This window comes from Microcoleus sp. PH2017_34_RAT_O_A, from assembly GCF_020737885.1.
GTDB lineage: Bacteria > Cyanobacteriota > Cyanobacteriia > Cyanobacteriales > Microcoleaceae > Microcoleus.
In genome coordinates, this window is sequence record NZ_JAEQDD010000043.1 from 21996 (window position 1) to 44561 (window position 22566).

A 22566-nucleotide genomic window follows, 5' to 3' on the forward strand; every position below is an offset into this window, starting at 1 on the left:
TGATAGCAGCTCAGTAATTTTACAATTTTATTGGTGAAGAATGTCTGCTAAGTCTCCGCTTGAGTGCGCCTCCGGCATCCGTTGATAGTCTTTGCGGGCGATCGCACGCCCGGTAATGCCCACCTGCAAACCTCTGCGGGGTCGATCGCCTTTTACCGAGAGTCGCCCTCTCAATCTTAAGTTTTATGTCTAAATGTTTCGATGGATCGCGCAATCGTCTGTTTTCTCCCTCCAGCGTGCCCAAACAGTCGGGAAACTCGAAAGGTCATGTTTGGCGATCGCCCGAGCGTGGTTAGATCGAAATAGGGATTATAGCGGGACAAAACCGCACTCTTTCTGACAAATCTGCTATTCTCGATTTCATGACAGTAATACCGCACCGCGCCAATCTTTTGCAAGACCGCAATCAACTGCATCAGTTGCTGTTAGATTGCCAGCAGTCTTTAACCGAAAAAGATCAAACAAAAATAGTTAGTATTTCTCAGGAAATTTCCCCCGTCGATCCGCTAGCGGTACTGCAAGAAATTGCCACACCCGATGACAGACACTTTTATTTTGAAAAAAGAGACCCCATTGTCGGCAACAGTTTTGCGATCGCCGCCCTAGATTCGGCAATCCATCTCACAGTAGCAGGAAGCGATCGATTTGCCCTCGCTCAAAATTTTATTCAATCAAGTCTAGCCCGGACAATTACCATCGGTACGGAACGTTTGCCCTTTAGCGGGCCGCACTTTTTTTGTAGCTTTGCTTTTTTTGATGAGAATGTCGCCACCAATTCTTACTTTCCCCCCGGTACCATATTTTTACCCAAATGGCAGATTACTCGCCTCAACGATAGCTGTACAATTGTCGCCAATGCCAAAATAGATAGAGATATAAATGTTAAAATTATTACTGAAACCATTAGCAAACAATTTGATAAAATTGCCTCTCAAAAATACATCAAATTAATTAACAGCCAAAACTCACTTCCATTAAAACAAATTCCTGTCAATGATGCCGCTCAATTTAAAAGATCTGTCAAGTCCGCTTTAGAATTAATCGAGTCTAAATATTTCAGTAAAATTGTGTTGTCCCAAGCTATAAATGTCATTTGCCAAACACCTTTTAGCGTAATAGATTCCTTAAATAACTTGCGCCTCACCTATCCAGGTTGCTACGTGTTTTCTACCAGTAACGGCAAAGGTCAGCAATTTATCGGTGCCAGTCCAGAACGCTTAATTAGCATTCACAACAATCAGTTGATCGCAGATGCTTTAGCCGGTTCTGCACCGAGGGGAAAAACTGAAGCAGAAGATGGTAATTTAGGCAAAGATTTACTCAACAGCGAAAAGGATATTCGAGAACATCAAGCTGTAATTGACTTTATAATCGATCGCCTTTCGAGTCTCGGCATCCATCCCGACTTTTCCCCGCTACCGAGACTGCTGCAACTATCCAACATTCAGCATTTGTGGACACCCATCAGGGCTAGAATTCCCCCAGATATTCACTTATTGAAAATTTTAGCCCAACTGCATCCAACGCCAGCGGTAGCGGGGGTACCGAGGGATATTGCACTACAGCAAATTCGGGGCTGCGAAAGCTGCGATCGCTCTTTGTATGCAGCACCCCTGGGCTGGATCGATCGCACTGGTAACGGCGAATTTGCTGTCGGCATTCGATCGGCTTTAATCGATGGATCTCGGGCTATACTTCATGCTGGTGTTGGAATTGTGGCAGGTTCCGAACCTGATAAAGAACTAGCAGAAATTCAACTGAAACTGCAAGCACTTTTAAATGCTTTAGTTTAAGAATAATATAGCCTTTCGAGCGAAAAATGAGATAAGACATAGGGCATAGGGCATAGGGCATAGGGCATAGGGCATACCTTACTTTTGCGATAACTGCTATATCTCATAACTATGTAGCGACAAATTTGGTAACTTAAGACTTAGATATGGGTAGCCAGAAACCGGGTTTTTCAGCCAATACTAGCCAAAAACCCTCAATCTCGAAAAAACCCGGTTTCTTGAGCTTTGATTGAGAACCGTTAGATGTCATAAAATATTAGCGATCGCCAAAACAACAAAATGCTTGACTTTCGGAACACAAACACCCTCTGGGCTTCCATCATAGCCGAGACATTGCAGCGACTGGGACTAACCACAGCCGTAATTTGTCCCGGTTCGCGATCGGCCCCGCTAACCATAGCCTTCGCCCAGAATAAGTTAATAGAAACTATCCCCATCCTCGACGAGAGATCTGCGAGTTTCTTCGCCTTAGGAATCGCCAAAAAATCCGGTGTACCAACCGCCCTAATTTGTACCTCAGGAACCGCCGCAGCCAACTTTTATCCGGCGATTATCGAAGCCCGTGAAAGTCGAATTCCGCTGCTAATTCTCACAGCAGATAGACCCCCCGAATTGCGCGACTGTCACGCCGGACAAGCGATCGACCAAGTTAAACTATACGGCAATTATCCCAACTGGCAAGCGGAATTAGCCATCCCTTCAGCGTCCATAGGAATGCTAGACTATGTGCGACAGACGATCGTGTACGCGATCGAGCGATCGACCTTTCCGACACCAGGCCCAGTCCACCTCAACATCCCCCTTCGGGATCCGCTTGTACCAGTTTCAGACATTGCTGTCGAAGCTTTAGAAACACAATTCGATATCGAATATTTCTTTGCAGGATTAGAACCGATTTTTGCAGCAGAAACTTCTACCCCCCCCAGCCCCCCCTTGTTAAAGGGGGGAGTAAGAAGTGCAATAGAACCGATTTGTGCAGCAGAAACTTCTACCCCCCCCAGCCCCCCCTTGCCAAGGGGGGGAGTAAGAAGTGCAATAGAACAATGGCCCGAATGCAGTAAAGGGATTATTATTGCAGGTGTAGCCCAGCCTGAAGATGCAGAAAAGTATTGTAGTGCGATCGGCAAAATTTCCCAACTATTAAACTGGCCAGTATTAGCAGAAGGACTATCGCCCTTAAGAAACCGCGCCCAACTCAACCCCCATCTAATTTCCACCTACGATTTAATCCTGCGAAACCGCGAACTAGCAGATAAATTAACCCCAGAAATCGCCATTCAAATCGGAGACTTACCCACAAGCAAAGAATTGCGAAACTGGTTAGACAAAACCCAACCCAAACGCTACATAATCGATCCGGGCCACCACAACTTAGATCCCCTACACGGCCCAACAATTCACCTACGAACCTCCATAGAAAACCTCGCAACTGCTATCTCCCTTCATGTCCCCCCCCTTAGCAAGGGGGGGTTAGGGGGGGTTCTCACCTCTCCCACAAACTCCCCTCAAATCCCCCCCCTTAATAAGGGGGGGCTAGGGGGGGTTCTCACCTCTCCATCCCACGAATACCTCCAACTTTGGCGAAACACCGAAACCCAAGTCAGACAAACAATAGACCAAAAACTATCAGCAATTAACAACATCATCGAACCAAAAATTTCTTGGCTGCTTTCCCAAATATTGCCACCAGCCACACCCATATTTATTTCCAACAGTATGCCAGTCCGAGATGTCGAGTTTTTCTGGAAGCCGAACAACTTAGAAATAAAACCTTTTGTCAATCGCGGCGCCAACGGCATAGACGGCACATTGTCAACAGCTTTAGGAGTCGCCCACCGCAATCAAAGCAGCATTTTGTTAACAGGTGATTTAACACTTTTGCACGACACCAACGGCTTTTTAATTACAAATAAATTTGTCGGTCATCTGACAATTGTTTTAATTAATAACAACGGTGGCGGGATTTTTGAAATGTTGCCAGTTGCTAAATTTGACCCGCCCTTTGAAGAGTTTTTTGCCACACCGCAGGATATCAATTTTGCTCAATTGTGTGCAACTTACGGCGTGGAACACGAGATAATTGAGCATTGGGAGCAGTTCCAACAAAAATTAAGTTTTCTACCAAATAACGGGATTCGGGTCTTAGAATTGCCAACAAACAGGCGTACAGATGCTAAATGGCGGCAAGATAACCTAAGTAAATTTGCCAAAGGTTCGTAGTAAAGACTTCAGTCCTTTCTTGGGAAATTTAAGGACTAAAGTCCTGACTACGAACCTCATATGCCAAAGGTTCGTAGTCAGGACTTTAGTCCTTTCTTTAAGAATTCAAGGACTAAAGTCCTTACTACGAACCTTTTATGAACAATATTTAAACGGCTGCTTGAGCTAGCAGTGCATCTAACTCTCCATCTCCATCAAGTTTGTGAATGTCATCGCAGCCGCCGACGTGTTGACTGTTAATAAATATTTGGGGCACGCTGCGCTTTCCGTTAGCGCGATCGGCCATGGCATTTCTAGCAGCTTCGTCGCCGTCAATTTTGTATTCCGTGTAATTGACGCCTTTCCACCACAGCAAAGTTTTGGCGCGGATACAGTACGGACAGGTTTGCCAAGTATAAATTTCAACATTGGCTTTGATGCGATCGGGCTTGCGGCCCAAAATGGGATTCAGAAAATCAAGCATTTTCGGTACAGGGGTAAAATTTCAACTGGTTGAGAGATTAAATCATTTTAGCGAAACGCCATCAATCCCGCGTTCTACCAAAGGTTAGGCTGGGATGCAATTACCTGCCGCACCTGTAGTGCTGTGATTCGTGTCACACATTTACTCTACTCCGATCACTTGCTTTCATCCAAAATAATCACCTGCGGAACCTACTTAATATCACCGATCTTTTGAGGAAACCAAGCGATTATGAATATATCGAATTCAACCGCACTGCCATGAAAGCTTTACAACTCCTCCCCGGCGCTATCTCTGAAATCCTCGCTTCTGTAACCGACACAGGCGTTTTGACATTAGCCGATCGCTACGGTTTGATGGCCGCCACCTTAGACGAGTCGCTGAATGACGAAGATAGATGCTGTGTCAACCGCCTGCTGCGGGCAGTGCTCAAAGGCCGGGTGAGAATGGTCAACGAACTTTCAGCGTAACGAGGATTTGCAGTTTTGTTCTGATGGTAAGGTGAGTTAGCGGTAGATAAAGATGGCGAAATTGGTTGGCAGCCGATCGCCCGCCGGAGTCCCAGAGACTTGATATAACGGCAATTTGAATTCGATGTAAAGTTTTCTCCTCCAACAAAACAACGGTTTTTTTCGATGTGCAGCCTGTAACGGGCTGCTTTTTGTTGGACGGCTAATCGCGGATTTCGCGATCGCACGGGTGGTCAGAAACCGGGTTTTTTACGAGAATACTTGACTGTGACCGACAGATTCGCTAAAAAACCCGGTTTCTTGGGTCAGAGTCTAATCTCGTGTTCTAATCGCGGATTTCCAGGTTGTACTGACGGCAGAGGGCGATCAGTTTTTGTTGGAAGCGATCGCGCACACTGTCTGGAGACACAATCACGCAATCTTCCCCATACCGCAATATTTCTCGGAAAAACCAAAAAGTATTGGATACTTTCTTCACTATTCGTCGGACTTGCGGAGAGTCTGTTAACCATTCATTGAACGTATCTTCACCCGTTTTCGTTTTGTAGGCAAACGCCAAACCTCGGAAGAGGTGCATTTCTACCTCAATCTCGGCTAAACTGGGCAACCATTTTCCGTCAATGGGTGCGATCGCGGCTTCTGGAATCCGATCTAAACGGAAGCACCGATTATGCTTCAGTTCTGGCAAATCGTAATTCCCCTCTGTTTCTTCACACCAACAATCGAGATATTCTCGATCTTCATGCGGGTTGATTTGAGCATGGCGGATGTGGAAGTGCCAAGTGCGATCGGCTGCATCTTGGTAGGTGAGTTCAAACGGTTGGTTCCGCTTCATATAACGGTCTATCTCTAACCGCCAAGGAATAGAGGTGTTATTTAAAAATGCCTCTATTTCTCTCCGCAGGGGATCTGGAAGTTCACTGCGATCGACTAGCAGTTGAGCAATAATTTTGGCTTCTTGAACTTTGCCGAGGTCGGTTAAGGCATCGACGGCGTGTTTAAGGGCTTTTAATCGGCTGTCTTTCCAATCGTTGTTAGGGGCAATTAGGAGTTTATGTTGGGCGATCGCTTTTACCAGCTTAGAGATATTAGGGCGATCGCCCCACTTCATGCCGAATTCTAGGGCTAGGGCTTCTAACTCGGCTTTGTCGCGATCGGAAACCGATAGGGTGATGGACTGATCTTGACGAGTCATTTATACGGACACTTATGCTGTGTAATTGCTTGACAACCTCTATGAGTCGCGCTATTCTCAGATTATAAGTTATTTACGGATAGAGTATGAGGGTTTTATACAGGCTATTAAAAAAGCCAGAGCAAAACTCTGGCCGACAACCCTGATAGGGATTTGTGGTTGTGTGGAGGATAAAATCCTCAACCTCATATATGTCTCGATTTCAATCTCTGATAGAGGGATTTTTTTAGAGGCTACATACCATGATAGCACAAATGAGCTTCGGTGATTAGCTCTATATTTCTCGGACGTTAAAATTTTGTGCTAATCTGAAAGGCAGCCAGAGCAGGAAGCTCAGACTACCAATGTAGACTCGCAATCTCAAAGGTAGCATGGCGACTGGCTCTGGTGAAAACTTTTTTACTAAGGAGACGGCTAATGTACGAATCAGATCTGATTGCAAGAGAAATTGCTGAGTATCAGGAACAGATTGAGAACCTTCTGATGCAGGTTGAGAAGCTCAAAAGGCGAGTTACAGAGTTGATGTGGCTCGACATCACTAATTCTGAAGGTGATGTGATATCTTACGCCGACTGTCAGTAGAAGCTTTAGAGCAACCAAAAGATGGGAGTCCGCATCGTTTTTGCCGACTCCCACATACAAAAACTTCATCAAGAGATTAAATCGGATGAATGAGAGCAATCAAACCACAATACTAATTAGTGCCTCGGCTGCGGGTGTGATATCTACTCAGAAGTCAGAGTTGATTGGGGCATTAGCGAGTCAGCCAGGGGTAATAGATATCGCGAAAACCTTTGCAAACTCCAAGCTAATTAGAGAATTAAGACTCACCCGCAACCTCAATACTAAGAAGTTACAAAAACTTGATTTTCAAAAAAATCGAGTCATATATCAAGGTCAAGAGATTGGCAAAACTCAGATTCTGTACAAATCGCCATTACCAGGAGAGTTACAGGCAAGATTATCTATTGAAAGCGCCATAGATAGATTTTTAGAGTATTTGCAGAAGCAATATCAAATAGCGGTACTCCACGAAAGTGACTATCACGTACACGTTTTCATTCCCCATCGAAAAGAGCCGGCAGATTTTAATCAATATTGGCGAGAGTTCATCGAAAATATTGCTTTCTCAACTTATGGCATTCCCAAGCACAATTTACCAGGATTAGTACAGACATTCATTGTCATGCTCAATAGTGTCACTTTAGCCGGACGCGGTTTCAGTACCTTGGAAATTCCGATTTTGACACAGCAGCAATCTAATGTTTTAGCGGCTTGGTATTTGGCAGTTATTCGGGAGGTAGAAAAGCGTCAAACAGATCGTCAGAAGCAAATTAAGGCTCTCATAACAGAAATAAATCATCCTGACACAAGTGATAAAGACCGCACATCTTTAGAAAAAAAGTTACTAGACAAGGAGGAGATGCAGTTAAAGGAAGCGAAAAAGTACAACGAAGCTTTTCAAAAGTCCTTTGGTAAAGTCCTTGATGAACAAAAGTGTATTTGGCAAAATCTAACTCAAATTAACAGTGAATTAGCAGACTCAGGGTTGACAAAAGCACAGAAAAACAAGTTACAAAAACAGCAAGATAAGCTAGTTACTCAAATCATTTTTACTCAAGATTCCGTCCAGCAAAAGATTCGCTTATTTGCAGAGTCTGAGGGTGAACCATTTAAGTTTATTCAGTGCGATCGCCAACAAAACCCCGCTCGGTTCAAAGACATTGTTAACATTTCCAAAAGTTTCACTAAAACTGCTACAGACCAGATCAATGCAACTCGTGGAGATATTTTTACTCAGTGTATTCTAGAGATGTATCGCCTTTTGGAAAATCCGCCAAGCGATCCATTCCCTGAACCATTGCTGAGTGAACAGCCAAGTATCAAAGAAGTGCGATCGGCGGGAGATGACGGTAAACATTTTTGTTATTCCTGCGGTGTTACTCTCCAAAATGCTAAATGGGAAGTAGCCAGATTTATGTTCGAGCGACCTTCCCAGCGTTGTCAATCATCATCCAGGGAAAAGCAACCCTATATTTGTGCATCTTGTTCAGCATTAGCATTTGCGTCACCCCTAAAAGTGACTGATGAAAGTATCATTTTGAAGCTTGAACCAGTCGATCGAAGTGAACCTGCTAAACTCAAAGTTAAAGACTACATTAGAATGTTAACTAATAAAGAGTTACATTTAAGTGCAGGTCGATATATAGTCTTAGCCTCCGATCGAACTGGTGGCGGTGATTTAGCATCTCAGAAACTCGGCCAGGTTCAATATGCACTAGCCAAAGTAGCTTCAATTTTTCCCCTTGAGGTTTTAGCTGATTTTAAATTCTCACTGATTATTCAGGGAAGTCAGTCAATACTTTTGAGTAGCAGACATCTAATTTTTATTAAGGGTTTGATAGAAGGCTATGGGCAGTCCATAATTGTTTTGGGAAAAGATATCAATATGAAACTGGGTGATGCTGTACGCTATGTAGAGGATGATTTACCAGTAATGGCAGAGTATACCCTCGCAAAAATATCAGAAGTTTCCGGTAGTGATTATAGTCGGGGATTAGAACACACTCGTGCAGCCTACTGGAAGAAAATTTGTGAAGGTTTGAATTTGAAATTAAAAGGAGGCCTTATGGAGTCAGATAACCCCATGTTACAGCAAGCCAATTTATATGGAGATGTAGCTGCATTGACTGGCTTAATTTATGCTTTTGTTTTGGCTTTTAAAAAAAATGCTATGACAATGGAAAAGCCAGAAGATGCCAAACGAGAGGTTAGCAAATTAATTGAACAAATAGAAAAGAATCCGGCGGCCTTTTGTTACTCCTTCTGTAAATACTGCACAATCGTTACCATTGGAAGCGATCAAGCCATAGAAAGTGACAAAAGAACATTGACTCAAGTAAGACTTTACCGTAACCCTGACACCCAGTTTGTTTATGAACAAGCCAAGGCATTATTAGCAAAAGAGGAGTTACTGGGACAATTGGGTATTTCAGAACGAGAAAAAGAAAATCCAGAAACTAAATCGGTTTCCATGATTCTGTATCCAGAGGATCTGACAAGAGTTTATACCTATTTTTCAAATCCTAAAAATGGTTATAAACAAGAGAAAGATTGGAAAGATTTAACCTATCAGGTCAAGCTTTCACTATACACTCGTTTTCCTGAATTGATTCGCAAAGAAAAATCCACAACGGAGAAGTAAATATGCCAACTAAAAAATCTCAAACAACTAATGATGAATCCGAAAACACTTCTGAGACGGTTAAGCAATCCAAAGTAACGAGTGGATTACCTAAAACTGATGAAAACAATCCTCGAATGCACTTTGACATTTATGCCATTCTTGAAGGTTCGCAAGAGCTTTATTTTGGGCATGAAGTACAAGTAAATGTCAACTTGGTGGAGATAGTGAAGCTAACTACTAAGGATGGGAAATCGCTTGAAAAATGTTATATTTCCCCAACGAAACGACGAGGCGTTGAGCGACGTTGCTTGCTGTGGGCTCCTGTAAAAAGTGGGGAATTACTAGGAGATAAACAACAATGTGGTATTCCTAAAACTTGCGCCAAAATAGACTGTCCTATTTGTGCCACCTATGGTGCACTTGACCCCGGAAAAAGCACTTTAATTGGTCGCGTTACTCACGGTGGCGGTGTTGCGGTTCAAGATATCTACCCAGTAGAGAAGCAACGGGCAATGCACCCGGCACGTTTGGTAAATCAAAAAGATGAAACGCCGATACCATTTAAGCGTCAGTACAATCAGCCTGGTATTCTCTATCCAGTTTCTAATCATGCCTTGAGTGTTACCGATCGAGATTTTTCCTCTGTCGCCTATGCTTTTCTGGATTCTTTACCGCGCATTGGTTCAGGAAATCCCAAGGGAATTGCGATCGCCGAATCCGATAATCAAACCCCTTTGCTAGTTGTCGATCGCTACTTAGTACCCAGAGGAAAACGCCCGATTATTTCTCCATCTGTCACAGATCCACAACAGGCGATCGCAGACTTCCTCCGTCTTGCCCAATATCCAGAAGATAACACCGATCGCATCCAAGCAACTTACTTCGATCGCTGGATTGGAAATGCAGCATTAGAGAAATTACAAGAATACGCTGCGAAATTCGTTGAAACCGTTTTACAGGCGTGATCTATGTACTGCATAAAACTCACCATCACACCTACCGCAGCAATGACATTCCGCATTCTGCCAGGGTCAATTCTCAATATTGCCACCTATCCTTTTGTACCACCAACAACTCTATCAGGATTTTTACGAAGGCTAGGAATGCTCAGTGTAGGCTTAGAAATTCCTGAAACTCGAATCAACAAAGATGACCCACCATTTTATGCTTTACCCCGTCATTATGTAGCGCTGGGAGCCTATCCTAGCTCAAAAAGTTGGCGAGGAGTGCATAAAACCTACCGCAAAGGAATGCGGGAATTTAATCACGATGTGTTTTCCCGATTGTATGTAGAAAAAGACAAAGCTAACTTTCAACTCCACACTTGGGAATATTTAATTGTAGAAGAACTAACGGGCTATGTTGTCAGCGAATCTTTACAAGGTTTAGAACATTTCCAAGACTTAGAAACCTATGGTTGCAAACTAGGCAAAGAAGGTTTTGCGGTAGTGACAGAAGTTTCTGAACTCATTGAGTTGAAATGCGAGACAGTTCAAGCTTATCCATCAACCATTGTACCGATGGAAGCCTTGTTGCAAAGCGGTCAATTTATCGGCGGCTGTGATATTTACAATCTCTACCGCTACCACTGGCAAACTAATGATGAAACAGATTCAGAAGAGGCAGGATTTTTAGATAATACTCGAACTCCTGTAGATGGATTTATTCCCTTTGTTACTGCCTATTACCCAAAACCTGGGGAGGATTTTCCAACTCTGGATTACTACACCGATGGGGAAATTTATATTCCCGTATCCCTTGTTAACTTGTTAAGAGGTGAAGTTAATGTCTAAGCAAAAACGCCAGCGCAGTTTCGATTTCGGTCGAGTATTTTTTCCAGACAAAACTAATCCTATTCCTGATGTAATTTACTTTCAGCCCCTTGGCAATCATGTTTGTAATGTCAGAAAGCTAGTCAAAGCTTGGAAAGTTGAGGATTTTCCAGGGATCACTGAAACTGAACGGGAAGAATCAAAAGCACGAGTTGATGAAGCTGCTAGAATTCACGACATTGGCAAACCGCCTAAATTTAAACTGGAGGCTAAAGCCACGAAAGAAGGTAAATTTAAAGAATATATTTACTCCTTCAAAGGGCATAGATTCTTAGCTGATAGTCCTGATATTTGGGCAAAGTATCTGGCTATAGGACATCACGATTTCTCTGTGGGTGATATTAGTCGTGATGCTTATAAATTGAAAAAAGAGTCACAAGAATATGAACAAATCTTGACAAGAGAACCTCTGACTTATGGCCGTGAACTGTACATCTTGGAAATGTGCGATCAGATTGAGGCAGAATTAGCTTGTCGGGTAATTGGAAATGATGAACAAGCAGAGTCTCGTGCATTCATGGATTATACCACGTTCAAATTAGACAATTCAACTTATCTGATAGATCCTTTTCCTTTTAATTTTCCTTTTAATAAGGACGAAATTTCCTTGTCTTTTGCCTATTGGTCACTGAAACTTAGTGAAGAGGACAAGAAAGAGCTAGGAAATTTGTTAGATAAGCCTCATAAGCTGGAAGATAAAATCAACAATATTGTCAAAGAATGGTGGCAATCTCATCAAGGAAAAGCTAAAAAAGAGCCTCATCAAGGAAAAGCTAAAGAAGAGAACCCAAAGAGGGTTGGTATTAAATCTCACTCATTAGTAGATAGTTCTCAGGATTGGAATTGCGAAACTGCGTATCAAGCACTCAGCAAAGGCAAGTATATTTCTAACCCCATGCAACAAGATGTCTGGGATGCGATCGCCAATCCCAACCCAGCATTTTTACTCAAAGCTCCCACTGGTTCTGGCAAAATGGAGGCTGTTCTATTTCCATGTTTAGCTAAAGGTTATCGCTTAATTTTACCTTTGCCATCCCGAAGTTTAGTAGAAGATCAGAAACAACGGATTGAGCGGTATATCAAGACATTTTCGGCCTTACCTGAAAATAAAGACCTGGAATTTTCGTTAGTAGTAGATACGGGTTCCCAAATGGAACGATTAATTTACCAAAACGGGGAGCGAGTCGAGCGTAAAATCAATTCTCGCCGTCATCTTTATAAAGGAGATGTCATTTTAACAACGCTGGACAAGTTTCTCTATCGCTATTTTGCTTTTGGAGACAAGCAAAAGTCATTTGTTTTTCCTTTGAGGATTCATCGGGATAAAACTCATAGTGAAAAAACTCTAATCTGTGTTGATGAAGCTCATAGCTATGACAATATATCTTTCACAAACTTTCATAGCTTGGTGCAGTCGCTTTATGAAGCGGGACGATCCATCGTCTTAATGACTGCTACAATGCCACAACAACATCTCGATCGCTTTGATTATCTGAAAGTAATTGATTACATCAATAATCTTGAAAATGTTAATTCCCTGCGCGAATTTCAGCAACAAAGCTATGAAACAAAAGCTTTTGAATGGCTGAATGAAGTTCAGCGCGATTCAACTAATCCTCTCCATTTCCAAACTCAAGTTGCTCAAATTGTTTTAAGAGAGTGGAAATCTAAATCTAACCGTCGCATTATTGCTGTAGTTGAAACTGTCACAGATGCAGTCGAAATTTACACGCAGGTTAAAAATGAGTTGGCGTTTAATACTGATACTCAAGGACAATTCTTGTTTCTTTATCATGGCCGCATTTCTGACATTCCAAAAGACTCAGAATTTTCGCGTTCGACTCGCTACAAAAACCTGAAAAATCGCGATGAAAACCATCTGCCTTATATTTTGATAACTACCAGTGCGATCGAAGTTGGGTGCGATTTGAATAGTGAGGTCTTAATTTCTGAAATGTGTCCGCCAGAAAACCTGATTCAGAGGGCTGGACGCTGCAATCGTCGAGGTAATGTTCCAAATGCTAAGGTGATATTGGTGGGGAATACTATCCAAGAATTTGCTAATACGCTGGATGAATCTGGATGGGAAACTTATACAGAGACTCTACAAAAGCTAACTGATTTTAACACTGCGAAAATTTCTGAATGTATTTTGCGATCGCAACAAGTTGATGACTACCGAGTAGTCGAATTATTCTCCATGCTTCATGACTATGTTTACAGTGCCGACTTAGCTTGTCAACCGGCTCACGAAAAAGGGTTAGTCGTTACTCGAAGTTGGACACCATCCGCAACATTAGTTTATGACGATGGAACTCATGGCGACAAAATTGAGAATATGCCTCAAGTGACAGTGCCAATTGACCGTTTAACCATCAAAAAAGATAAGAGTAATCAGTATGCCAATACTCATGTTTATGAACGCTACTATGACCAAGAAAAGACATCATGGGAAAGGCGTGATTTACGCTGGGGCTTTGCCTATCAAAAAGATATTATCATCAAAATACATCGAAGTAATGATGGTGCATCCATGCTAGATGGGAATCCAGAATATTCCTATGAGCCAGAACTAGGTTTTGTGAAACTTCCAGGAGTTTTCATCAAGCTGAAAACAAATGGGTTTGATGAAAAATTATTATATCAGTATGGCAACACGGCTCAGAAAAAATCAGTAATTATTACCTACACCAAGGCATTAGAGGAGACGACTTAACAGAGCGATCGCACCTTAATCAACACAACCAACCATAACCATCATGCCGCACAGTCTCATCCTCAACCTTCTTCCCATCGCCCCAATTCCCCCCGGATACCTCACGGGAAGACACCTGCACGCCCTGTTTCTCACCCTCGTGAGCTCCGTTGACAAACAACTCGGCGATCGCCTCCACGATGCCACAGCCGACAAATCCTTCACCCTCAGCCCTTTGCAAACTAAAAAATGCCCTTTCAAAAAACACCATTCCCTCCAATGGGAACACACAGAACCAATTCCAGAACACTCTCTCTGTTGGTGGCGAATTAGTCTGCTGGATGACACTTTATTTGGCAAATTAACTCACCTTTGGCTGAATCTCAATCCATCCCGTCCGTGGCATCTTGGCCCGGCGGATTTGATGATTACGAAGATTCTCGGAACACCTCAAGTAGATCAACCTTGGGCGAATGCTTGTACTTACTCTCAACTTTACGAACAAGCTTCGGAAACTAATCGCTTAATTGCCTTCAGTTTTGCGACGCCTACTACCTTTCGACAGGGGAAGTTCGATTCGGTGATTCCTACTAGAGATTGCGTTTTTAATAGTCTACTGAGTCGCTGGAATAAGTACAGCGGGATTGAGATTCCTAATTTGCCATTGGATGCACTTTTTTCAACTTTTGTCAATATCAAAACTGAAAGATTGACTAACTATGAAAGCAATTTTGTGGGCATGGTTGGGGAGGTTAGTTATCGGATTTTGGGTGATGTGGAGCCTTTGGTGATTAAGCAAATTAATGCTTTGGCGGATTTTGCTCTTTACTGCGGGGTTGGGAGGAAAACTCCGATGGGGATGGGGATGACTCGACGGATTGTTGTTAATAAGAGTTGAACCGATTTTGAGGGCGGGCAAGATGCCGGATGTCCAGGGCGGGCAAGATGCCCACCCCACAATAATACTAAACTCTTGTGGAACAGGCATCTTGCCTGTTGCTAATTATGGATGTCCAGGGCGGGCTGCCCACCCCACAATAATACTAAACTCTTGTGGAACAGGCATCTTGCCTGTTGCTAATTATGGATGTCCAGGGCGGGCAAGATGCCCACCCCACAATAACACTAAACTCTTGTGGAACAGGCATCTTGCCTGTTGCTAATTCCCAATTTTGAGGGCGGGCAAGATGCCCACCCCACAATAACACTAAACTCTTGTGGAACAGGCATCTTGCCTGTTGCTAATTTCAATTACTAATCTCCTACAAACTATCAAAATTATGAACGATTTTGATTACATTTCGATCGCACTTTTGAACCAATACTCTTACTGTCCCCACCGCTGCTGGCGAATGTCTTGCGCGGGGGAATTCACGGATAACCAGTATACCATCGAAGGGACGAGTTTGCACGATCGCGTTCACACTCTCAGTCAAATCAACCGCGATGAGACTTGGCAGGTGCGGGCGATTTGGCTGAAGTCTGAAAGGTATATGCTGATTGGGAAATCCGACTTGATTGAATCAACCGATGGTGAGTTGTATCCCGTTGAGTACAAGCGGGGGCGCAAGGGCGAATGGGATAACGATGAGTTGCAGGTTTGCGCTCAAGCCCTTTGTTTGGAGGAGATGACGGGGAAAAGTATTGCGACTGGATATGTGTATTACGCGCTGTCGCATCAACGGCAATTAGTGGAGATTTCTGAGGGGTTGAGACAGGAGACGATCGCCACTATCAACGCTATCCAAATTTTACTGCAAACTGGCAAAATTCCTCCAGCGCATTATAGCAAACGCTGTCAGGGTTGCAGCCTTTATCAGCAATGTTTGCCTCAAGCTGCTGAGAGAGTTCTGCGCTATCAAGAAGCTAATTAAACGTCGTTTTTTGGAGTCGATCATGGGAACACTTTATATCAATCAAGATGATGTGTTTATCGGCAAAACAGATGAACGCCTCAATGTCAAAGCAAAAAATCAAACGTTACAAGATGTGCCTTTGATTCATTTAGATGGAGTGGTGATTGTGGGACGGGCGACTATTTCCCCGGCTGCGGTTGCAGAATTGCTTCAGCGGAAAATTCCTCTGACTTTTATCACCGATACTGGTCACTATTTGGGTAAGCTGGAACCGGAATTAAGTAAAAACATTTTCGTTCGGAATGCTCAGTGGAAAGCGGCGGGGGAAACTCCGCAAGCTATTCATGTTGTCCAGGGTTTTATTCGGGGAAAATTGAAGAACTATCGCACCAGTTTATCTCAAACTCAGCGGGAACATTCGGAACTAAATTTAAGTTCGGCAATTATGCAGATTTCAAATGCGATCGCCAAACTTGACAAAACTGACAACATTAACTCTTTGCGCGGACACGAAGGTGCTGGGAGTGCGGCGTATTTCGGAGTTTTCAACCAATTAATTCGGGCGGAAGGCTTTGTGTTTAAACCCCGACACCGCCCTGCTACCGATCCGGTGAATTCTTTGATGAATTTTGCTTACACGTTGCTACGTCACGATGTCCAAAGCGCGATTAATATTGTGGGATTTGACCCTTATTTAGGATACCTTCATACCCAGCGCTACGGCCGCGTGGGTTTAGCGTTTGATTTGATGGAAGAGTTCCGCCCGTTGGTGGCTGACAGTGTAATTCTCAACGCGATTAACCGCCGGATTCTGACGCCGAATGATTTTACTGTGGAACCGCTGAGTAATGTGATGCGACTGTCGGAAACGGGACGGAAAGAGTTTTTGAGGTTGTATGAAAAGAAAAAGCAGTCTGAGTTTAAGCATCCGGTTTTGAAACGCAAGTGCACTTATCGAGAGGCTTTTGAGATTCAGGGGCGGCTGTTGGCGAAATATTTGATGGGCGAGATTGACAAATATCCACCTTTAGTTTTGTACTAGATATGCACATTCTGATTTCTTACGATATTTCGGAAGACAAGCGCCGGACAAAGATTCACAAAATGCTGAAGTCTTATGGGCAGTGGATGCAGTACAGTGTATTCGAGTGTGCCGATTTGACTGAGACGCAATACGCTAAATTGCGATCGCGCCTGAACAAAGTCATCAAACCAAACGAAGACAGTATTATGTTTTTTCCGCTGTGCGCGTGCTGTCAGGGTAAGATTGAACGTATTGGTGGGGTTGTTCCTGCCGATCGCACAATATTTTTTGCCTAGTTTCCGTGAACCAGTAGGTGTTAAAATAGGGGTATCAAATTTTTTGGCTGAAACTGATGTGCAGCAAGAGTTTGATGCCCCTAGTCTCAAAAAACGATTCACGGAAAATCTGAAAGCTTTACAGGATAACGTCTTTGGGGTGAGTATGAAAAATTGGGGATTGACAAGCCTAGGGCTGGAATGGTACTTTTGTTTTAGATTCACGGAACTGCACCTTGAAAACCAAATACACCAAGGCTTCTGGAGCGGGCGGCCGGAAAATACCTAAAACCCTATCAGGGATTGAAACATTCTCGTCGCGGATGTAGAGACGGATCTTCGGTGCCGGAAAATACCTAAAACCCTATCAGGGATTGAAACACCGTTCAGAACACAATCTTTTTCAACAACACATCAGGGCCGGAAAATACCTAAAACCCTATCAGGGATTGAAACTTTGCACAGAGAGACAAAGACATCGATTTTTTCGCCGGAAAATACCTAAAACCCTATCAGGGATTGAAACTTGGTTTGGTCACAGGAGCTGCCCAAAGCCGAGGTCGGCTCATGAGCCGGAAAATACCTAAAACCCTATCAGGGATTGAAACTTGTTTGTTGACATCAATTCTTTGCTGTGTTAAAGCCGGAAAATACCTAAAACCCTATCAGGGATTGAAACAACCGTCCGATCGAAGCGAGGAACTGATTCCCTCCCTGGCCGGAAAATACCTAAAACCCTATCAGGGATTGAAACAAAGCAATCGGCATATTTACCTACCTAAATTAAAGCCGGAAAATACCTAAAACCCTATCAGGGATTGAAACTGAGTGCCAGGCTGGGATCTTTCGTCAGGGGAAGGCCGGAAAATACCTAAAACCCTATCAGGGATTGAAACAATCAATGAATTCTCGCTCAACAAAACTGCTCAGAGCCGGAAAATACCTAAAACCCTATCAGGGATTGAAACTCGGGTAAACCAACGTAAAGCCAAAAACGCTTACCTTGCCGGAAAATACCTAAAACCCTATCAGGGATTGAAACATACCTATCGGGTAGGTGTAAGGAACCAAAACCTTGTGCCGGAAAATACCTAAAACCCTATCAGGGATTGAAACAGGATATCTTATCTAAATTGGTATATCTTATGCGTGAGCCGGAAAATACCTAAAACCCTATCAGGGATTGAAACCAGGGGTTCCTCCATGCCGAAGCTGTTCAATTATGTCATTTACGCCGGAAAATACCTATTTCCCCATCTAGGGCTTGAAACGCCCAAATTACAAAATTATTGGCTCAAAAATAGACTTCTCCTCACTCCTTTTATCCCCTCCCATAACCTCAAGTAGCCGATCGACCGATCGCCCCCAACTAAAATTATCAGCCACAAAACCCGGGTCCGCAACCCGAGCTCTCGCGGCAATTCCAGGCTGCTCGATCGCCCGCTGCATCAAATCAGTCAAATGTTCCCACTCCGGAGCTAACATAAATAAGGTTTCTCCCTCAATTACCACAGCCGTCAATTTACTCTCGATTCGCAGTGCAAAGTCCGATCGAGTAAAATCATCAGTCGGCCCGCCCTCCGTACAAATCACCGGCAAACCGCAAGCCACAGCTTCCAACACCGGCAGATTAAAACCTTCCGCCAAATAAGCAGAAACATAAACATCTGCTGCTTGGTAAATCTCCGCTATTTGAGCAAAAGATAGCTGGCTCCCAGTATAAATTAATCTCGGTAAAACCCTCGCTCTTTCAGCATCGTTGAGCACAACTCGGCAGGCTTCAGCAATCTCGTCTCTAGACGGATAAAGCAATTCTGAACCTTTCAAAACTAATCTCGCATCTGGATATTTGTCAACTACCGCCGCGAAGGCTTTTAATAAAGGACGAATCCCTTTGCGATCGGTTTGTCCTCCGATGTTTAAAAATATAAAATAGTTTGACCAACCGAAGCTTTCGCGCAGCAATTGACGCCGATCGCCCGAAACAGGATAATAAATATGAGGATCGACTCCCAAAGGTACAACCGCAATTCGATCGCCCTCAACTCCGCTACGAATTAAGCCCGCTTTTGACCACGCCGAAGGTGTAATAATTTTTACTTCTGAATTAACCGGAGTTTGGGCGATCGACTTAACGCCGATCGCCTGCAATACTGTACTGGTAATAATCCCCCATTCTGTCGCTGCAAATACCCAAGTTTCGGTGCTGCTGGATGCTGCAAAGTCCCACGGGCAGTGCATTCGCAGCGTCACGTCGGCTGACTGATTTTCCCGAGGGCTCGGAATGCTGCGGAGTAATCGGTCATTCGGGCGATCGAACAAACTAACTTTTGTCTCCCAAGCTGCGTCTACGTAGGGCGTATCCCGGTGAAAAAGCTCAATTTGTCCTGGAGGGCGATGGCTTACGCCCCGGCTTACGCCTACGAGCATTTCTAATAGTTGAAATTGATTGAATACGCAATAGGAATGACAAATAAAACGCCAGCATTCAACAATAATTTGCAATTCAAAACTCCGATCTAAGAATTTAAAATTCTAGCAGAAGAAAGTTCGGCTAACGAGCAATGTACGGGATGTAATATCATATCAATTCCGGCTGCACCGGAATAATATAGAGGAGACGGCAGTGCCGTCTCCCTACAATTGATCGTAGGGACACGGCACTGCCGTCTCCTCCGTCTCCTCCATTTATATCATTCCGATGCAAACGGATTTAATATTACCCAAAATCAGGAAACGGCACTGCCGTTTCCCTACAATTAATCGTGGTAGGGAAACGGCATTGCCGTCTCCTCCTCGCCCGAGGATAATCGATCATTTTGGAGTAGGGAAACGGCATTGCCGTCTCCTCCGTTACTTGGGACACCCAATGCCCAATGTCCAATTCCCAATGCCCAATTCCCTACTTCATCACTTGCCAATCCATAATCCGCCATTGTCCCTCTTGGCGGATCAAGTCGTAGCGAATGCGGAGGTTTTCGTTGCGGGAAGTAACTAACTGTTCGCGATCGAAGGTTTCGGCTTTTTCGCTGACTTGGGCTTCTACTTCGGCGCGATCGGGATTAGTCGGATTTGTCTTAACTCCTTTAACTTCTAGCTTGTGCACGTAACGCTGGTGGGCGTTGTTTTTCTGTTGGGCATCTGCCATCAATTGCCAGCGAGACAAAGCCGGTTCTGTGAGAACTTTCTGTAATTCTTCGACAGCGTGATTGGGGCCCAAAGCCGCTGCTTTCGCCGACAGCCAGTCTTGAACTATTTGTTTGGCTCCTTCTTCCGTCATTGCTCCCGACACTGGGGCGGGGGCGGGGGCGCCAGGCTCTGGGGCAGGGGCTAGTGCGGGGATTTCTATGGGCGGTGCATCGAGGCTGACGCGGGCTTGTTCTCCTTGGAGAGATGGGCCTGAGAGGGCTTGCAAGGCACTCAAAAACAGACTGAGTATTAACCACAGAATTAACAGGCTCAGGACGGCTGCGACGACAAGCAGAGCCAGCTTGTTTGGTGGCAGGGACTTGACTTGGGCCCCAATTTGGGCTGCTAGGGTGCGCGCCCGATCGGCAAAAGAACCTGTTAACCCCTGGCCGATCGCTCCGCTGCGCCGGCTCGAACTCGGGTTCCTGCGCGGTTTGGAGGTCGAGGCCGCAGGCCGTCCCGCCGTAGCTGTCGGGAGAGAGACGGCCGCCGCAGCCCCAATTCCTGCCGCCGTTGCCTGATATTTCGGCGCTGAAGCTGCGCTGGATCTGTCAGTCGGTACGGGGGTCAAGGTGAGACTACTGGCTGCCTGTTTGGCGGCGGGAGGCTGTGGAGGTGCAGGCGGGCGATCGCCGGGTGGTTGCAGTTTCCCCTGAGGTTTGCCCGATCTCGGTTGCACGACGACCCATTCGTTGGCGGTTTCGGCATCCGAGGGCAAAGCTTCTAGGTAAGCTTGGACTTTCGGATCGGCAAAATAATCTTTCAAAGAGACTGACTGGTTTGCCAAGTCGCGGAAGTGAGGAAACACTTCTTCTTGCAGCCAGTGTTCGGCGTACAAGCAGAGTCCTGGCAACAAATCGGGAGAATCTTGGGAATGTTCGCGAATGAACGCGAGGGGTTCTTTTTCCGAACTGAGTTCGAGAGATCTGCTGGCTTCTTCTGTCTGGCCCAGCAGCAGCGAACACACAGCTTTTTCGAGGTGAACGTCTTGGCGGCGGCCGAGCTGCATCAGCATCAGCTTGGCGCGGCGGATCATCGAAGGCTGTCTGGCGGCAAATCCTTGGGCTAACAGAGTGTAGACCGAGAGGTAAGTGGCCACTGCGGAGGGGCGGCCGGCTTCAGCTTCAAATAGGGTCTGCTGCTCGCTACTGGTTAGGTGTTTGCGGAGTTGCTGGACGAAGCGGAGGAAGTCTTCTATTCCTAAACCCGATCGATCGTCCCCCGAGCCATCGATGCCGCCCCGTTCCTCCAGCATTTCTCGCAGGATTTGCAGTCCCTGGCGGCGCTCGGAGACTTTTTCTTCGGGGAGCGATAGTAATTCTAAAATGTTGTACGGACGGAGTTTGTATATATCGGTTTGCATTTCACCCCTCACGCTTGGAAATAAGCTTTCGCGCAGCAGCAGTTCTTGACCTGCGTCTAGTGATTTTGCCGCATTTTGGTATTGACCTTGCTGCCACTGTTCGCGGCCGAGTTCTAGGCAGGCCAGGGCTACGGTTAAAACGATATCGGGCCGCACGAGCTGCGGGTCGCCGAAGCGGCCTTCGTCGATCGCGATGCTGCCATTGTTGAGATACGGGCGCCCCAGCTTCTGTACGAGTTCGTATTCCCCCAGTTCTTGCAGTACGAGCAGGGCTCCTACGAATTGGTTGTCATCGATTTCAATACTTGGAGTGTGGGGGTCAGGAGCAGCGTCTAAAGCCTTAGACTCTGCCGCAACGGTTTCTCCTGCATCTTGCAGGACTGTGGCCGGCCCAGTAGAGGTTTTCGACCTCTGCTTGGCCGCCATGGCTGCTTCCGACTCTCGATCGTAAGTTTTGGCTAAAAAACTGACATCATAAGCTTTGCGCCCGTCTGAGTCTGACAGAACGGCGCAGGCTTCATCGATCAGTTGTTTGCGGGCGACGATCGCAACTTCGGAATACTCCCGGCGTGGAAGCTGTAAAGTGCGATCGCGGTGAGCCTGCTGCAACTGTTCGGCAGTAGCTTGAATCGGTAGACCCAAAATACGGTAGTAATCTAGTGGAATGAGCACTGTCCACTTCCCCAAAGCGCTAGCAACTGAATTAGCCTATCTTAGGTGATGCTCTCACATCAAATCTCAAAAATATGATTTTGATGTGAGCTTCTGAGTCCTGTTAAGGATATCGAGAACTTCCTTCAAGGTACTCCGACTGTTTCCCTCTACGGCGTTTTAGAGTGAGGTTCGCATCCTGCCCCACTTTGAACAAGACCGATCTTAAGTTTTAGACACAACCGCAGCGGGTCGATGTGGCAGTTGGCTCTCCCTATTTTGGCAAATTTCCCATACTAAGCTCATTTTAACAATGCTTGTAACTGCTGCTGGGAAAATGTTCGCCCATTTTA

General features: G+C 45.0%; 18 protein-coding genes and 1 CRISPR repeat array. Of the genes, 12 read left to right on the plus strand and 6 right to left on the minus strand.

Annotated features, from left to right (window positions below):
- Positions 1-27 precede the first annotated feature (27 nt).
- Positions 28-174, minus strand: a complete 147-nt coding sequence (locus tag JGK11_RS16160; protein WP_293182305.1) for a hypothetical protein — start codon at positions 172-174, stop codon at positions 28-30.
- A gap of 188 nt (positions 175-362) precedes the next feature.
- On the opposite strand from JGK11_RS16160, the gene JGK11_RS16165 reads away from it, so the two are divergent.
- Together JGK11_RS16165 and menD are read left to right on the plus strand one after the other, a co-directional pair.
- Complete coding sequence (locus JGK11_RS16165) at positions 363-1793, plus strand: isochorismate synthase (RefSeq protein ID WP_293193231.1); 1431 nt, start codon at positions 363-365, stop codon at positions 1791-1793.
- 279 nt (positions 1794-2072) lie between these two features.
- A complete protein-coding gene (menD, locus tag JGK11_RS16170) occupies positions 2073-4013 on the plus strand; it encodes a 2-succinyl-5-enolpyruvyl-6-hydroxy-3-cyclohexene-1-carboxylic-acid synthase (RefSeq protein WP_293212268.1) in 1941 nt (646 codons plus the stop codon).
- Positions 4014-4161: 148 nt separating this feature from the next.
- On the opposite strand, the gene grxC is transcribed toward menD, so the two are convergent.
- On the minus strand, positions 4162-4476 hold the full coding sequence (grxC, locus tag JGK11_RS16175) for a glutaredoxin 3 (RefSeq protein WP_293182299.1): 315 nt from the start codon (positions 4474-4476) through the stop codon (positions 4162-4164).
- A gap of 260 nt (positions 4477-4736) precedes the next feature.
- Between grxC and JGK11_RS16180 the strand changes: the two genes are divergently transcribed.
- Positions 4737-4946, plus strand: coding sequence for a hypothetical protein (locus JGK11_RS16180; protein ID WP_293182340.1), 210 nt, complete (start codon positions 4737-4739; stop codon positions 4944-4946).
- Between the two features lie 325 nt (positions 4947-5271).
- Here the strand turns inward: JGK11_RS16180 and JGK11_RS16185 are convergent, their stop codons facing one another.
- Positions 5272-6141, minus strand: a complete 870-nt coding sequence (locus JGK11_RS16185) for a WYL domain-containing protein (RefSeq protein WP_293212270.1) — start codon at positions 6139-6141, stop codon at positions 5272-5274.
- Between the two features lie 417 nt (positions 6142-6558).
- Here JGK11_RS16185 and JGK11_RS16190 point away from each other — a divergent pair, with 417 nt between their 5' ends.
- The 9 genes from JGK11_RS16190 (at position 6559) to cas2 (ending at position 17031) form a co-directional block, all read left to right on the plus strand.
- Positions 6559-6723 (plus strand): hypothetical protein, encoded by a 165-nt coding sequence (locus tag JGK11_RS16190; protein ID WP_293193234.1) that lies wholly within the window; start codon positions 6559-6561, stop codon positions 6721-6723.
- A 160-nt stretch (positions 6724-6883) separates the two neighbouring features.
- A complete protein-coding gene (locus JGK11_RS16195) occupies positions 6884-9346 on the plus strand; it encodes a hypothetical protein (protein WP_293193235.1) in 2463 nt (820 codons plus the stop codon).
- Positions 9347-9348: 2 nt separating this feature from the next.
- Positions 9349-10293, plus strand: coding sequence for a hypothetical protein (locus JGK11_RS16200; protein ID WP_293193236.1), 945 nt, complete (start codon positions 9349-9351; stop codon positions 10291-10293).
- A gap of 3 nt (positions 10294-10296) precedes the next feature.
- On the plus strand, positions 10297-11121 hold the full coding sequence (locus tag JGK11_RS16205; RefSeq protein WP_293212272.1) for a hypothetical protein: 825 nt from the start codon (positions 10297-10299) through the stop codon (positions 11119-11121).
- Complete coding sequence (cas3, locus tag JGK11_RS16210; protein WP_293193238.1) at positions 11114-13876, plus strand: CRISPR-associated helicase Cas3'; 2763 nt, start codon at positions 11114-11116, stop codon at positions 13874-13876. The genes JGK11_RS16205 and cas3 overlap by 8 nt, the downstream gene beginning before the upstream one ends.
- Before the next feature lie 43 nt (positions 13877-13919).
- Positions 13920-14753 (plus strand): CRISPR-associated endoribonuclease Cas6, encoded by an 834-nt coding sequence (gene cas6 / locus JGK11_RS16215; RefSeq protein ID WP_293193239.1) that lies wholly within the window; start codon positions 13920-13922, stop codon positions 14751-14753.
- A gap of 382 nt (positions 14754-15135) precedes the next feature.
- Complete coding sequence (gene cas4, locus JGK11_RS16220; protein ID WP_293205486.1) at positions 15136-15729, plus strand: CRISPR-associated protein Cas4; 594 nt, start codon at positions 15136-15138, stop codon at positions 15727-15729.
- Positions 15730-15751: 22 nt separating this feature from the next.
- Complete coding sequence (gene cas1d / locus JGK11_RS16225; protein ID WP_293205488.1) at positions 15752-16753, plus strand: type I-D CRISPR-associated endonuclease Cas1d; 1002 nt, start codon at positions 15752-15754, stop codon at positions 16751-16753.
- Between the two features lie 2 nt (positions 16754-16755).
- The gene (cas2, locus tag JGK11_RS16230; protein WP_096830500.1) at positions 16756-17031 is read left to right on the plus strand and encodes a CRISPR-associated endonuclease Cas2; all 276 of its coding nucleotides are present in this window, start codon (positions 16756-16758) and stop codon (positions 17029-17031) included.
- Positions 17032-17283: 252 nt separating this feature from the next.
- A CRISPR array of direct repeats spans positions 17284-18280; the repeat unit is 37 nt; unit sequence GCCGGAAAATACCTAAAACCCTATCAGGGATTGAAAC.
- Positions 18281-18288: 8 nt separating this feature from the next.
- Here the strand turns inward: cas2 and JGK11_RS16235 are convergent.
- The 3 genes from JGK11_RS16235 to JGK11_RS16245 form a co-directional block, all read right to left on the minus strand.
- On the minus strand, positions 18289-19440 hold the full coding sequence (locus JGK11_RS16235; protein WP_293212273.1) for a glycosyltransferase family 4 protein: 1152 nt from the start codon (positions 19438-19440) through the stop codon (positions 18289-18291).
- Positions 19441-19769: 329 nt separating this feature from the next.
- Positions 19770-19946 (minus strand): hypothetical protein, encoded by a 177-nt coding sequence (locus tag JGK11_RS16240; RefSeq protein ID WP_293182277.1) that lies wholly within the window; start codon positions 19944-19946, stop codon positions 19770-19772.
- Positions 19913-22234, minus strand: a complete 2322-nt coding sequence (locus tag JGK11_RS16245; protein WP_293182275.1) for an IMS domain-containing protein — start codon at positions 22232-22234, stop codon at positions 19913-19915. The genes JGK11_RS16240 and JGK11_RS16245 overlap by 34 nt, the downstream gene beginning before the upstream one ends.
- Positions 22235-22566: the final 332 nt, after the last annotated feature.